Below are 14,190 nucleotides of genomic sequence, written 5' to 3'. Positions count from 1 at the left end.
CAAAAGGCTGATGGATACTAAATCCTGAGTAAAATACTCAACTTTTAAAAAATTAATTTCTTTTTAAATCATTGTGTTATTTCTGTTTTAAAAAATAGTAACAATTATCATTTGCAAAATTAAAAAATACTCGTATAATGCAACTCATCGAAACGAAACGACAGCGCAACAGAACGAAAGGAGAATGAAATGCCGGAAAGTATTTTCAAGCAAGTCTCCCTTGATATTCTGAGACTGCATCAACAAACCATCCGTTCGCTTTTGGCAACCCAATGCTGCAACGATTGTGAAGTTCACGATGTATTCTACATTACGCTGGACGGACGCTATTATGTTTGGCTGCCTTGTATGAATAAGGCAGAGCAAGTAGAAGCGGGCATTTTGCTGATTGAGGACGAAACCAGTGATATTCGTCTGAGCTGGGTGGCAAATACCCGGGAAGTACAGAAAAAAGACAGCTTATATGAAAAAGTTGTTTCCGCTTTACAACGCCGGTTGCGGCAGACGAAAAATAAGTTTATCCAGGCTAAAGATACTTGCCTGCTTGAACTGACCCCGAAGCAGGGGCGTCTGACGACAGGCAGCAGAGATTTATCGCTTTCACCGCATGATTTGATGAAAGCACTTTATCCGGCAACCCATCAATTAAAATCAGGAGGATTTGCCTTGTAACAGTTTTGGTAGTGGTTTGTGTTCCTTTTGCGCCCCTTAAATGTTTAAAGGGGCGATTTTTTTTGCTTTTGATACACAGTAATCGTCTTGTTATGACATATTATTTAAAATCAAGTACAATATTGTCATTTCAAATTAATCGCTCATCATTTGAATAGGGGAATTTTAATGAAATTGAAACTTTCTGCATTATCCGTATTGGCGGCGGCAGTTTTGTGTTCTTCCGGCGCATTGGCGGCTGACAGTGTCTATACATGGAAAAACGGCAAGGGGAACAGCTATTCCGATACGCCGAACCGGCTCCAGCTTGACCGCTCCAATGTGATGAATATCCGTACGCACAGCGTCAAGGCGGCAGTCAAACCCAAATCCGAAGCTGCGGACGAGGGTACGCTGGCAGAGCAACAGGCGAAATTAAATGAGCGGATGTTGGCTAAGAATAAACTGATTGAGGAGCAAAACAAAAAAATTGAGGAAGAAAACCGTAAAAACAAAGAAGACAACTGCCGTGTCGCACGAATGAACCAACAGTCTGCCGAAAGCGCGCGCGTTGCCAATCGTGATGATTTGGTCAAACGGTATCAAGGGGATGTTGCCAAATATTGCAATTAATGGAGTGTAAAATTTAAAAGGTCGTCTGAAACAGATAGTTTTGCTGTTTCAGACGACCTTTTATTTAGATTCAGGTTTTTGATTTAAGCGACTTGGGTCTGATGCTCGTCGCCGTTGCGTGCGCGGATTTTGCCCAAACGGTAAGACGATTATCATACTGATGATTTTTTACAAGCTAGTTATTTCCTTAAACATGAAGATTATCAAAAAGCTTTTATTTTTTGAAGAAAGGAGCCTTGCAAGGAGATGTTAATTGTTATAATAATTTAGCAGTTTTATATGATATTGGATATGAGATTGAAAAAAATCCACTTTTGGCGCTTAAATGGTATAGAAAAAGTTGGCAATATGAAGGGAAAAGTGGTGGGGTATGTTCTAATATTGCATCACTTTATGCCGGTTTAGGTAATATAAGGCAGGCTAAATTTTGGTGGAATAAAGCAATATTAGAATTAAATGATGGAGATGCAGCTCTTGATTATGCAAAATTCTTAATTAATAGGAAAAACAAGAGGGATTATCATAAGATAATAGAATTACTTAAGTTTGCTACCAAGAGCGATTATATTACTGAAATCTCTAAGAGCGTGTTCATAGTCTTCGTAGCAGGACTCCCAAGAAAGCCAAAGCTACCATTTGCAGACTGGTACTCAACTTACGCTCGCAGTTTTTCCAAAGCCGCCTGTTCTTTTCCAACCAGGAAAAGCTGCGCTCTACTACCCATCGCTTCGGCAATACTGCAAAACGGTGCAATTCGTTTCGTTTGGCAATCTCTACCTCCGCACCAATCAACTCCTGTACCGACGAAGCAAATGCCTTACCCGTGTAACCACCGTCAGCAAGGATTTTTTGTATCGCACCAAGATTATCCCGCCCACGTTCCAATGCCACCAGGCAGCCTTTTCTATCCGTAACATCCGCCGTCGTTACCGCAAGGGCATGCGGCAAACCTTGCGTGTCAACCGCTATATGTCGCTTGATACCGCTAACCTTCTTGCCCGCATCGTAGCCTTTTTCCATGGCGGTATCCGTGTTCTTCACACTCTGCGCATCAATAATCAGGAAAGTAGTTGCTTCATGGCGCCCCTGCTTGCGGTGCTCCGCAACTACCTGATTTTTTTAATGCTTCCTCAAGGATGCTGATGCCACTCTCGCGTGGTTCGGTCCATCTCTGGAAGTAGGAATGCACGGTGCGCCATTTGGGGAAGTCGCCCGGCAAAGCGCGCCAGGAGCAGCCAGTGCGTTGCAGGTAGAGAATGGCACAAAAGACATCGTACAAGTCCACCTGGCGTGGCGCTGTGCGTTTACGGGCACTTTCCAGCAGGGGAAGGAGAGGCGCAAATTGCTCGCGACTGATATCGCTTGGGTAGGTTTTTCTGTTCATGCCGATAGTTTACAGCAGAGGCTGAGACAATGAACACGTTCTAAGGAAGAAGCTGGTCAATTATTGAAAAATCTAGAAAGCACATAAACTTAGTAAACCATATAAAGATCAAACCGCACAGTAAGGTCGTCTGAAATTAATTTCCGATGACCCTTTTCCAAATTAAGATCACAAGTTAAAGGAGACCTTAAATATAAATGCATTATGAGTGGTTTCACTCCTCAAATAAAAAAGACCAATGTGAAAGGTATTGACCATGGAAATATTTAAAAATTTCTTAATTTTATTGGTGTTATCAATTTCTATACTATCATGTAAACAATATCCGAAAAGAAATGAAAAAATAGCTGACTCCATATCAACGGGTAGTACTTATTGGATTTCGGATGAAGAAATTCATACTCTGGAAGAAAAAGCCTCTCATGGAGATAAAAATTCATCATTCAAATTATATCAATACCATATGTTTGTATCTCTAAATCAAAATTTAGAATTTAAATGGCTAGAGATAGCGGCAAAAAATGGACATCCTATTGCCCAATCCAATTTAGCTGATTTATCTTTAGCACAAGGAAATAAAGAAAAAGCCACATTTTGGGCTAAGAAAGCATATGAAAATGGTGCTAAGCTACCGGATGAATTAAAAATCTTAATAAAATAACCTCAACCTTTTGAAACTAGAACACTGGGAGGATTCAATGATAAATGCTGAAAATACTACTAATGTTCAAATTTTTTGGAAGTTACGAGAAGACGGAGGTTGTCAGACGATTCCTCCCATTGGTCTCTTTTATCCCGTAAGTAAATTTGAAGATGGTGTTTTTCAAGAAAATTTTCCTAGAAGTATAGTTTTAGACATTTACGAGCATATACCAAATAAAAACATCAGTTATGCAAACGCTTGGTTCCTGATAAGAAAAAACGAAAAAATACCATTAGATACGAAATTTAAAATTTTTGATGGTCCAAGATGCATTGCAGATGTTATTTCGATTCCTTAAAACAGTAATCGTGGATTAGGTCTTATAGTGGATTAAATTTAAATCAAGGCAAGGCGACGAAGCCGCAGACAGTACAGATAGTACGGAACCGATTCACTTGGTGCTTCAGCACCTTAGAGAATCGTTCTCTTTGAGCTAAAACGAGGCAACGCCGTAATGGTTTAAAGTTAATCCACTATAAAAACTGCACCTTGGTGGTTGGGGGATATCCAACCACAAAGGTGCAGTTCAGTTTTCAGACGACGGCGGATTCGCATTTGAAGTGCAACTTTCCATAACAGAAAAAGGCCAGTATGCGGTAGCATACGGCCTTTCCTGCAAGAAAGATTGCCATGAGCTACACACAACTGACCCAAGACGAACGATACCATATCCAATACCTGTCCCGCCACTGCACCATCGCCGAAATCGCCAAACAGCTCAACCGCCACAAAAGCACCATCAGCCGCGAAATCAAGCGGCACTGCATCCAAGGACAGCAATACAGCGCCGAAAAAGCACAGAAGCAAAGCCGGCTGACCAAACAGCACCGGCGAAAACCCTATAAGCTCGATTCGCAGCTGGTTCAACACATCGACACCCTTATCCGCCGCAAACTCAGTCCCGAACAAGTATGTGCCTACCTGCATAAACACCACGGGATCACACTCCATCACAGCACCGTTTACCGCTACCTTCGCCAAGACAAAAGCAACGGCGGCACTTTGTGGCAACATCTCAGAATATGCAGCAAACCCTACCGCAAACGCTACGGCAGCACATGGACCAGAGGCAAAGTGCCCAACCGCGTCGGCATAGAGAACCGACCTGCTATCGTCGACCAGAAAACCCGCATCGGCGATTGGGAGGCCGACACCATCGTCGGCAAAAATCAGAAAAGCGCGTTATTGACCTTGGTCGAACGCGTTACCCGCTACACCATCATCTGCAAATTAAAGAACTTAAAAGCCGAAGACACTGCCCGGGCGGCCATTAGGGTATTAAAGGCATATAAAGCCAGAGTCCACACCATCACCATGGATAACGGCAAAGAGTTCTACCAACACACCAAAATAGCCAAAGCCTTGAAGGCGAAAACCTATTTTTGCCGCCCTTACCATTCTTGGGAGAAAGGGCTGAATGAGAACACCAATGGACTCATCCGGCAATATTTCCCCAAACAAACCGATTTCCGAAACATCAGCGATCGGGAGATACGCAGGGTTCAAGATGAGTTGAACCACCGGCCGAGAAAAACACTTGGCTACGAAACGCCAAGTGTTTTATTCTTAAATCTGTTCCAACCACTGGTACCCTAGTGTTGCACTTGAAATCCGAATCCAAGGACCTTTTATTTAGCTTCAGGCTTGTGATTTAAGCCACTTGGGTTTGATGCTCGTCGCCGTTGCGTGCGCGGATTTTACCCAAACGGTAAACGGTTTCGCCTTGTTCGGTTAAGAACGCCTGCACCGCGTCGGCATCTTCTTCGGCAACCACGACCACCATGCCGATGCCACAGTTGAAGGTGCGGTACATTTCTTGCGTTTCCACGTTGCCTGCCTGTTGCAGCCATTGGAACAGCTTGGGCAATTCCCACGCTTTGGCGTCGATTTGGGCAACGGTGTTTTCCGGCAGGATGCGCGGCACGTTTTCAGTGATGCCGCCGCCAGTGATGTGCGCCATGCCTTTAATGGTGAATTTTTCCAAAGCGGCGAGGATGGGTTTCACATACAGGCGGGTCGGGGCGATGATGGTTTCGCGCAGAGTTTTGCCGTTGTCGAACTCGGCGTCCAAATCGGGATTGTCGCGGGCGATGATTTTGCGGACGAGGGAATAGCCGTTGGAATGGGCGCCGTTGGAAGCTAGGCCCAACACGATGTCGCCCGCTTTGATGCTGCGGCCGTTGATGACGCGCTCTTTTTCGACCACGCCGACGGCAAAGCCCGCCAAGTCGTATTCGCCTTCGGGATACATGCCGGGCATTTCGGCGGTTTCGCCGCCGATAAGGGCGCAGCCGGATTCTTCGCAGCCTTGGGCAATGCCTTTAATCACATCGGTAGCGCGGGCGACGTCGAGTTTGCCGCAGGCGAAATAGTCGAGGAAAAACAAAGGTTCTGCGCCTTGAACCAAAATGTCGTTGACGCTCATGGCGACGAGGTCGATGCCGACGGTGTCGTGTTTGTCCCAGTCGAAGGCGAGTTTGAGCTTGGTTCCCACGCCGTCAGTGCCGCTGACAAGGACGGGATTTTTGTATTTTTTGCTGATTTCGACCAATGCGCCGAAGCCGCCCAAATCACCCAACACTTCGGGACGCATGGTGCGTTTGGCAAAAGGTTTGATGTTTTCGACCAGTTGGTCGCCTGCGTCAATGTCAACGCCTGCGTCGCGGTAGCTCAGTGAAGTGCTCATGAATGGGTTCCTTATCGTGATTGGGACGGAAAAACGATGGGGCGTATTTTACCTTATTTTGCAGGCGTGGGCTTGGATTTTTCGGTGATTTTGTAAACAATCTGAGGTTTCAGACGACCCCGTTTATTCTGTTATACTGGACGGTCAGGGGTCGTCTGAAAACGATTGCGGCGGCTTCCGCTGAAACACACATGGAAAGGTTTTATGTATCAGAAAAAAACGCGCGGCATGAAGCCGTGGATCATTATGGGCTGCGTGATTGCGGCTTTTGTCTGGCTGCTGTACGCGCTGGGCGAGATCCTGACGCCGTTTATTGTGGCGGCGGTATTGGCTTATGTGTTGAATCCGCTGGTGGAATGGTTGCAGAAGAAAAAGATTAAACGCGGCCCCGCGTCCATGATGGTGATGGTATTCGCTTTGCTGTTGCTGCTGTCGTTGATGCTGATTATCGTGCCTATGCTGATCAACCAGTTTAACAATATGGTCAGCCGCATTCCCCAAATCGTCGATTTTACGCAAAACAGGCTGCTGCCTTGGCTGAACCATGTGGCGGGTAATTATGTGCATATCGATCAGGATTCGGTGGTCAAATGGTTGCAGTCGCATATAGGGGAATTGAGCAACACGCTCAAGGCTTGGGTCCCGACGCTGATGCGCCAAAGCGGCAACGTCATCAGCGGCATGAGCAACCTGATCCTGCTGCCGCTCTTGCTGTATTATTTCCTTTTGGACTGGAAACGCTGGTCTTACGGCATCAGCGCGTTGGTTCCGCGCCGCTTTATCGACACTTATACGCGCATCACAAGCAACATGGATGAAGTTTTGGGCGAGTTCCTGCGCGGGCAGTTGATGGTGATGCTGATTATGGGGCTGGTGTACGGGGTCGGGCTGATGCTGGTCGGACTGGATTCCGGTTTCGCTATCGGTATGATTGCCGGTATTTTGGTGTTTATCCCGTATTTGGGCGCGTTTACCGGACTTTTGCTGGCAACCGTCGCCGCTTTGCTGCAATTTGGCACATGGAACGGTCTGATTATGGTGTGGGTAGTGTTCGCTATCGGACAATTCCTCGAGAGTTTTATCGTTACCCCAAAAATCGTCGGCGACCGCATCGGCCTGTCGCCTTTCTGGGTGATTTTCTCGTTGATGGCTTTCGGACAACTCATGGGCTTCGTCGGCATGCTCGCCGGCCTGCCGCTTGCCGCCGTAACCTTAGTCCTGTTGCGCGAAGGTGTGAATGCTTATTTCCACAGCCGTTTTTACAAACACAAGTAAAAGGACAAAAGGTCGTCTGAAATCAGATATGGGTTTTCAGACGACCTCCCAGCCTTTCTTCGACAGCCATGTTGAACAATTTTGCACTTTGGTTTATATCCGGTTTCCTATCGATGTTGCTATGGGAAATGCTTCCCCTAGACGACGGATACAGCTTTCCGGAAAAAATGAAGGTATTAATCCTGTTTTCCATCATCATGGCTGTTTTGCAAACCTTTTTCTTTCCGACACTCACTCCCTGAAATCACTTATATAAAGGACCATATGTTAGCCATCATCGGCGGCAGCAGCCTGACCAAGCTGCCCGAACTGAGCATCACCGACCGCAAAATCGTCCGCACCCCCTACGGACTGACCAGCAGCCCCGTCTTAAGCGGCAAACTGGGCAGTCAGGACATTTTCTTCCTCGCGCGGCACGGCTTCGGCCATACCGTCGCGCCGCACGAAATCAACTACCGCGCCAACATTTGGGCGTTGCATTCCATAGGTGCGGAATACATCGTCGCCGTTTCCTCCGTCATCAGCATCAACGACCGCTTTGAAAACGGCGCGCTCGTCCTGCCCGACGACTTGATCGACTACACCTACGGCCGCAAGGACACCTTTTTTGAAGGACAGGAAGAACCGGTCGTACACACCGATTTTCTCGAACCCTACTCCGCCGGACTGCGCGAAAAAATTGCCGAACACGCGCAACAGCACCAAATGCCCTTATACACCCAAGCCGTTTACGGCTGCCTGCAAGGCCCGCGCTGGCCGACCCGCGCAGAAATCCAACGTTACCGCCGTGACGGTGTGGACGTATTGGGTATGACCGGAATGCCCGAAGCCTTCCTCGCCCGCGAACTGGGCATCCAATACGCCCACTTCTGCGGCATCACCGACATCCGCTGCCTCAGCGGCGGAGCGGAAGGGACGGAATGCGGCTTGGAAACCGAGCTTGCCATCGGCAAAATCCGTCGTTTGCTTGCGGGTTTGTAAACACCATCTTTTGTGGAATGACTTTAAATCAGGACATGGCAATGAAACTGTGGGTAGCGTAAGCAGTACGAAGCTGATTTATCTGTTGTCTCATCATTGGGAATCATCTTTCTGAAGCTTAGGTGAGGCAATGCCGTATTGCTTCAAAGTTAATCCGCTATGTTTTTCCCTTGATTCTCTAAACCATATAAAAAGGTCGTCTGAAAATTTTCAGACGACCTTTTGATTACGCTAGTTCAAACTTATTTCGCCAATTCGGCACGCAGTTTGTGGGTAACGTTCATCATGACTTGGAGTTGCTCCAGAGTTTCTTTCCAACCGCGTGTTTTCAGACCGCAGTCCGGGTTTACCCACAGGCGTTCAACCGGTACGACTTCGATGGCTTTACGCAACAGGTGTTCCACTTCGGCTTCTGTCGGTACGCGTGGGCTGTGGATGTCGTAAACGCCTGGGCCGATGTCGTTCGGGTATTTGAATTCGCCGAACGCGGTCAAGAGTTCCATGTCGGAACGTGAAGTCTCGATGGTGATGACGTCGGCGTCCATAGCTGCGATGGCAGGCAGGATGTCGTTGAACTCGGAGTAACACATATGGGTGTGGATTTGTGTGCTGTCTTCGCAACCGGTAGAGGACAGGCGGAAGGATTCGCCGGCCCAGTTCAGGTAGGCATCCCAATCGGCGCGTTTCAAAGGCAGGCCTTCACGGATGGCAGGTTCGTCGATTTGGATGACTTTGATGCCTGCTTTTTCCAGATCCAATACTTCGTCGTTCAGAGCCAGTGCGATTTGTTTGCACACGGTAGCGCGTGGAATGTCGTTGCGGACGAAAGACCATTGCAGGATGGTTACAGGACCGGTCAACATGCCTTTCATCGGGCGTTTGGTCAGGCTTTGTGCGTAAGTAGACCAAGCGACAGTCATGGCTTCTGGGCGGCTTACGTCACCGAAGATAATCGGTGGTTTCACGCAGCGTGAACCGTAGCTTTGTACCCAGCCGTATTGGGTGAATGCGAAACCGCTCAACAATTCGCCGAAGTATTCGACCATGTCGTTACGCTCGGCTTCGCCGTGTACCAGTACGTCCAAGTCCAGTTTTTCTTGCTCTTCAACCACCAAGGCGATTTCTTTTTTCATCGCGGCTTCGTAATCGGCGGCAGACAGTTCGCCTTTTTTGAAGGCTGCGCGTGCTTGGCGGATTTCGGTGGTTTGTGGGAAAGAACCGATGTTGGTCGTCGGCAGCAGGGGCAGGTTCAACCATGCTTGTTGCGCTTTGATGCGGTCGGCAAACGGTGATTTGCGTTGGTCTGCGTTGGCAGGCAGGTCGGCAAGGCGTTTGGCGACGTCTGCGCGGTGGATTTCGCTGCTGTTGGCGCGTGAATCGGCAGCAGCTTGGCTGGCAGCGAGTTCATCGGCAACGGAATCACGGCCTTCGTTCAATGCGGCTTTCAGAACGCGCAATTCTTGGGTTTTTTGCAGGGTAAATGCCAACCAAGAGTAGAGGTCGGGTTTGTTGGCTTTCAGTTTTTCTTCAACTGACAAGTCAAATGGGGTGTGCAGCAGCGAGCAAGAGCTGGAAATCCACAAACGGTCGCCCAGTTTGGCTTTCAGAGGCTCGACAGTTTCCAAAACTTTGTTCAGGTTGGCGCGCCAGATGTTGCGGCCGTCGATAACGCCGGCAGACAGGACTTTGTCGTAGTCGGCGAACGCATCCAGTTGTTCGGGAGCGCGTACCAAGTCGATGTGCAGGCCGTCAACGGGCAGGGCTTTCAACAATGCGGCGTGTTCGGCAACAGAACCGAAGTAAGTGCTCAACAGGATTTTGGCGTTTACTTTGCTCAAAGTGGCGTAAACGTCTTTGTAGGCTTCCACCCATTCTTTTGGCAGGTCAACAGCCAAAGCAGGTTCGTCGATTTGAATCCATTCGGCACCGGCTTCAACCAAAGCGTTCAGGATTTCAACGTAAACGGGCAGCAGTTTTTGCAACAGGCTCAGGCGGTTGAATTCGACTGCGCCTTTTTCTTTACCGACCCACAGGAAGGTCAGCGGGCCGACGATGGTCGGTTTGGTTTTCAGACCCAAAGCTTGGGCTTCTTTCAGTTGTTGAACGTAGTGTTTGGCGTTTGCTTTGAATTCGGTATCGGCGTGGAATTCAGGCACCAAGTAGTGATAGTTGGTGTCGAACCATTTGGTCATTTCGATGGCGAATTGGTCTTTGTTGCCGCGCGCCAGTTGGAAGAATTGTTCCAAAGACAGGTTTTGGCTGTCGAAGCCGAAACGGGCGGGAATTGCGCCGGTAGCGACTTGCAGGTCAAGGATGTGGTCGTAGAAAGTGAAATCGCCTACGGCAACGTAATCGGCGTTGGCAGCGGCTTGGTGTTTCCAGTTTTTTTCACGCAGGTCTTTGGCGACGTCGAGCAGCTCTTGTTCGCTGATTTCTTTGCGCCAGTATTTTTCTTGGGCGAATTTCAATTCACGGAAGGCGCCGACACGCGGGAAGCCTGAGAAATGTAATGTTGTCATGTTGAACTCTCCAGTTGGATTTTGTAAGGACCGGTTCAATCCGAATCGGTCGGTATTGTAAATCAGAATAGGGCGGATGGGGCGGCGTTTTGTTTTTCAGACGACCCCTGAGGTCGTCTGAAACCGTTTTCGGCTTTAAGGACGCACGCCTAAAATATGGCAGATAGCGTAAGTCAGCTCGCTGCGGTTGAGCGTGTAGAAGTGGAAATCTTTCACGCCTTCGCGGGACAGGACTTTGACCATGTCGATGGCGATACTTGCCGCCACCAGATTGCGTGTGCCTTGGTCGTCGTCCAAACCTTCATACATTTGCGACAGCCATTTCGGGATTTTGACGTTGGTTACTTGCGCCATTTTGCCGAGTTGCTTGAAGTTGGTAACAGGCAGGATGCCGGGAACGATTTCGACGTCGATGCCCAACATCACGCAGCGGTCGCGGAAGCGCAGGTAGCGTTCTACGTCGAAGAAGAATTGGGTGATGACATGGTTTGCACCTGCATCGATTTTGCGCTTCAGATTAATCAGGTCGGCTTGTGCAGATTTCGCTTCGGGATGCACTTCAGGGTATGCCGCTACGGAGATGTCGAAGTCGGCGACGGAGCGCAGGAGTTTGACCAGGTCTTCGGCGTAAAACGGTTTTTTCTCATAACCGGGCGGCTCGTCGCCGCGCAGGGCGACAATACGGCGGATGCCGCTGTCCCAATAGTCTTTGGCGATTTGGCGCAATTCGTCGGGCGAGGCGTCGATGCCGGTCAGGTGCGGCGCGGCTTCCAAGCCGGTTTCCTGTTGGATGCGTTTGACGATGCTGTGCGTACGGTCGCGTTCGCCGGAGTTTGCGCCGTAGGTTACGGAGACGAATTTGGGATGCAGGGTTTGCAGGCGATGGATGGAGTCCCACAGCATGGTTTCCATTTGTTCGTTTTTCGGCGGGAAAAATTCGAACGAAACGTTGATGTCGCCCTTCAAGTCGGAAAGGCTGTTGTTTAACGCATTGATTTCTTTTGCGTAACTCATTGGCTGTGTACCTCGGTTGTCTTTTTTAAACGTTTTCAGGCTTGTATGATAAATTTGCCTTGTGTATGAGTCAAATTCAAAATTTTCAGAAAGTTTATGAATTATTTTAATGTGACTGCCATTATGCTTGCCTCTATTCATATGAGGGCAAGCCGGCGAGAAAATACATATTCAGATATGTAGGAATATCTTGAAATTAAATGGATTTCAATGGCTTGTATTCTTGTTGGTAAAGCAAAAGCAATAAGATGTTTTGCGCTTGAGTTGGCTATCAACCCATTCAAACGTCGTCTGAAAATTTTTCAGACGACGTCTTGGTTTTTAGCTTGCAAATGATGTTGCCTCACTCAGCCTCTTCAATCCATGCCTGTTGTACGGCTTCGAGGATGCGTTCGCCGCAGCGTGCGGGATCGTCGTCGAAGTCGGGCAGCGCCATAATCAGGTCGCGCAGTTGGGTGAAGCGAACGGTTTTCGGGTCGATGCTGTCGCCGTGCAGGTCGTAGAGTTCTTCGGCGATGCGTTGGGTGTCTGTCCATTTCATGATGTCGTTCCTTTTGGAGTGTCCGAATGGTTTGATTCGGGATGGCTTGTTTAGGTGTTAATGCTTTGGGGGAAATTCGTGTCGGCGATGATTAATGCGTCCGAAATCGCATATGGTATTTTCCTATGTAATATTTTCAAGGCATACGTTAATACATTTTTCTGACTTTCACTAAGGAAAATTTACACTTTGTCATGCAACCAAATCATTTGGAATGGTTCTTAAAGAAATCCATTATAGTATGAATAACAGGAAAATCGATGAACAACGCACTCAATGCCAAATTATCCAAACTTATTTACGCGCTCGCCTCCGATGATCCTAATTATCTTGCCAAAGCGGGGGTGTTCGACCGCCTGCTGCTGCTTGTCCGCGAGCTTTATCAGATGCTGGACGATAGTGAGGGGCTGAAGCGGCTTTCGCTGCGCCTCCGTTATGGCAAGCGTTACGGCATGATTGCTTTGGATGCCGCCACGCCGGACGAAGATGCGGGCGCTTTGCGTTTGAAACGCTGGATGGTGTATTCGCGTATTGCGGAACGCATTGTCGGCTGCAGCAACGACGTGTCTGTGGCGCTTGACGATATGGTGGTGGAAAACGAAGAAGCAAAACAACGTTATATGGATGCCGCAAACGAAATCATCAAACGCTTCGGCTTGGCGGGATATGTACCCGAACCGCCGAAATCCGTCACAACCGCAACAAAAAACGAACCGGCACCGAAGCCCGAACCTAAGAGCATCATTACCCGTCATGGCAGCAGCCTCAGTATGCTGAACGCCAAAGGCAGAGTGGAAAATTACCCTGTTGCGCAAACCGTCGCTTCGATGAAAGTATCCCGCTTAAGGTTTGTCGTTCCACGTTCCAAATAAACGATTTGGCAGCGATTTGACGGAAGGTCGTCTGAAAACGGTCGGTAAGGCAGTTTCAGACGACTTTTTGTTTGCTCAAAATTTGGCAGGGGTCGTCTGAACATTGCTGTATCCGTTTCAGACGACCTCTTTGCATCAATGCTCTTCGCGCGCGTGGTTGATGGTGTATTTGGGGATTTCCACCACCAAGTCTTCGTCGGCAACAACCGCCTGGCAGCTCAGGCGCGAGTCGGCTTCCAAGCCCCATGCCTGGTCGAGCAGGTCTTCTTCCAATTCGGTCGGCTCTTCCAAACTGTCGAAGCCTTTGCGGATGATGACGTGGCAAGTGGTGCAGGCACAGGATTTTTCACAGGCGTGATCGACTTCGATGTCGTGGTCGAGCAGTACGTCAAGGACGGTTTTGCCTTCGGGCGCGTCTTCAATGACTGCGCCTTCGGGGCATAATACGGCGTGTGGGAGTACGGTGATTTTGGGCATTTTTATTGTCTCTTGTAATGAGTGGATAGGGTTTGTGGGTAATTTTCAGACGACCTTTTGTGATGAAAGGGTCGTCTGAAACCGTTTATAACACGATGCCTTTGTTTTTTAAATTTTCCAGACATTCGTCCAGATAAGCATCATCGTGTTCGGGGTAAATCGGCGAATCGGCGGCTTCGGTATCGTGTGCGGGATAAGGGGCAACTGCTTTTCCGCGGTACAGCGGGTCTTTCCACAACGGGTCGGGTTTGTAGCCGCGTTTTTCCATTTCTTCCATAATCAGCGCGTGATACAGATAGAGCTTGTCAGGCGAATGGGTGAAAACATAGTTTACCGTCGCGTGCGGCTTGCCCCAGCCTGCTCCGCGCAGGGCGGCACATTCGCGGTGTTGTCCTAAAAGCTGGGCGCGGGGGAGCAGGGGGATGAGGGTTTGGTGCCAGAGTCTCATTTAGTA

Annotated in this window: 15 protein-coding genes and 1 pseudogene; 9 read left to right on the top strand and 7 right to left on the bottom strand. The window is 48.6% G+C overall.

Annotated features, from left to right (window positions below):
- The first annotated feature begins 189 nt into the window (after positions 1-189).
- Positions 190-672, top strand: a complete 483-nt coding sequence (locus MON37_RS06055) for an NGO0322 family iron-responsive protein (RefSeq protein WP_003742463.1) — start codon at positions 190-192, stop codon at positions 670-672.
- A gap of 168 nt (positions 673-840) precedes the next feature.
- Positions 841-1,284 (top strand): DUF4124 domain-containing protein, encoded by a 444-nt coding sequence (locus MON37_RS06050; protein ID WP_052242825.1) that lies wholly within the window; start codon positions 841-843, stop codon positions 1,282-1,284.
- Between the two features lie 591 nt (positions 1,285-1,875).
- Here MON37_RS06050 and MON37_RS06045 read toward each other — a convergent pair.
- Positions 1,876-2,668, bottom strand: a protein-coding gene (locus tag MON37_RS06045) for an IS5 family transposase (protein WP_234403659.1) whose coding sequence is annotated in 2 segments (ribosomal slippage) — positions 1,876-2,403 and positions 2,405-2,668 — 792 coding nt in all. Because the reading frame shifts where the segments join, the coding sequence is not laid out codon by codon here.
- A gap of 256 nt (positions 2,669-2,924) precedes the next feature.
- On the opposite strand from MON37_RS06045, the gene MON37_RS06040 reads away from it, so the two are divergent.
- The 4 genes and pseudogenes from MON37_RS06040 (at position 2,925) to MON37_RS06030 (ending at position 4,967) form a co-directional block, all read left to right on the top strand.
- Positions 2,925-3,329 carry an SEL1-like repeat protein gene (locus MON37_RS06040; protein WP_203025977.1) on the top strand — a complete coding sequence of 135 codons (405 nt, stop codon included), beginning with the start codon at positions 2,925-2,927 and terminating at the stop codon, positions 3,327-3,329.
- A 10-nt stretch (positions 3,330-3,339) separates the two neighbouring features.
- Entirely contained in the window at positions 3,340-3,669 is a 330-nt protein-coding gene (locus MON37_RS06035) for a hypothetical protein (RefSeq protein WP_141764163.1), read from the top strand.
- 23 nt (positions 3,670-3,692) lie between these two features.
- Positions 3,693-3,755: pseudogene (locus MON37_RS12460) on the top strand (transposase); the annotation flags it as partial.
- Between the two features lie 246 nt (positions 3,756-4,001).
- Positions 4,002-4,967: an IS30 family transposase gene (locus tag MON37_RS06030; RefSeq protein ID WP_242883531.1), complete on the top strand. Its 966-nt coding sequence runs from the start codon at positions 4,002-4,004 to the stop codon at positions 4,965-4,967.
- A gap of 55 nt (positions 4,968-5,022) precedes the next feature.
- Here the strand turns inward: MON37_RS06030 and purM are convergent, their stop codons facing one another.
- The gene (gene purM / locus MON37_RS06025; protein ID WP_039406358.1) at positions 5,023-6,057 is read right to left on the bottom strand and encodes a phosphoribosylformylglycinamidine cyclo-ligase; all 1,035 of its coding nucleotides are present in this window, start codon (positions 6,055-6,057) and stop codon (positions 5,023-5,025) included.
- A 204-nt stretch (positions 6,058-6,261) separates the two neighbouring features.
- On the opposite strand from purM, the gene MON37_RS06020 reads away from it, so the two are divergent.
- Positions 6,262-7,332: an AI-2E family transporter gene (locus MON37_RS06020; protein ID WP_039406356.1), complete on the top strand. Its 1,071-nt coding sequence runs from the start codon at positions 6,262-6,264 to the stop codon at positions 7,330-7,332.
- Between the two features lie 264 nt (positions 7,333-7,596).
- Positions 7,597-8,313, top strand: a complete 717-nt coding sequence (locus MON37_RS06015; protein WP_003778025.1) for an S-methyl-5'-thioinosine phosphorylase — start codon at positions 7,597-7,599, stop codon at positions 8,311-8,313.
- Between the two features lie 242 nt (positions 8,314-8,555).
- Here MON37_RS06015 and metE read toward each other — a convergent pair whose 3' ends face one another.
- From metE to iscX, 3 genes are all read right to left on the bottom strand, one after another.
- Positions 8,556-10,832 (bottom strand): 5-methyltetrahydropteroyltriglutamate--homocysteine S-methyltransferase, encoded by a 2,277-nt coding sequence (gene metE / locus MON37_RS06010; RefSeq protein WP_039406349.1) that lies wholly within the window; start codon positions 10,830-10,832, stop codon positions 8,556-8,558.
- A 135-nt stretch (positions 10,833-10,967) separates the two neighbouring features.
- Positions 10,968-11,846 carry a methylenetetrahydrofolate reductase gene (gene metF, locus MON37_RS06005; RefSeq protein WP_016686752.1) on the bottom strand — a complete coding sequence of 293 codons (879 nt, stop codon included), beginning with the start codon at positions 11,844-11,846 and terminating at the stop codon, positions 10,968-10,970.
- A gap of 343 nt (positions 11,847-12,189) precedes the next feature.
- Positions 12,190-12,387, bottom strand: coding sequence for a Fe-S cluster assembly protein IscX (gene iscX / locus MON37_RS06000; protein WP_003742471.1), 198 nt, complete (start codon positions 12,385-12,387; stop codon positions 12,190-12,192).
- Positions 12,388-12,647: 260 nt separating this feature from the next.
- Here iscX and MON37_RS05995 point away from each other — a divergent pair, with 260 nt between their 5' ends.
- On the top strand, positions 12,648-13,259 hold the full coding sequence (locus MON37_RS05995; RefSeq protein ID WP_039406344.1) for a hypothetical protein: 612 nt from the start codon (positions 12,648-12,650) through the stop codon (positions 13,257-13,259).
- Between the two features lie 135 nt (positions 13,260-13,394).
- Here the strand turns inward: MON37_RS05995 and fdx are convergent, their stop codons facing one another.
- On the bottom strand, positions 13,395-13,736 hold the full coding sequence (fdx, locus tag MON37_RS05990) for an ISC system 2Fe-2S type ferredoxin (RefSeq protein ID WP_039406342.1): 342 nt from the start codon (positions 13,734-13,736) through the stop codon (positions 13,395-13,397).
- An 85-nt stretch (positions 13,737-13,821) separates the two neighbouring features.
- Positions 13,822-14,184 carry a TIGR02328 family protein gene (locus tag MON37_RS05985; RefSeq protein WP_039406339.1) on the bottom strand — a complete coding sequence of 121 codons (363 nt, stop codon included), beginning with the start codon at positions 14,182-14,184 and terminating at the stop codon, positions 13,822-13,824.
- Positions 14,185-14,190 lie beyond the last annotated feature (6 nt).

Origin of the sequence: Morococcus cerebrosus, assembly GCF_022749515.1 — a bacterium.
Lineage (GTDB): Bacteria > Pseudomonadota > Gammaproteobacteria > Burkholderiales > Neisseriaceae > Neisseria > Neisseria cerebrosa.
The sequence above is the reverse complement of the archived record's forward strand: the minus strand, read 5'-3'. Positions and strand labels throughout refer to the sequence as shown.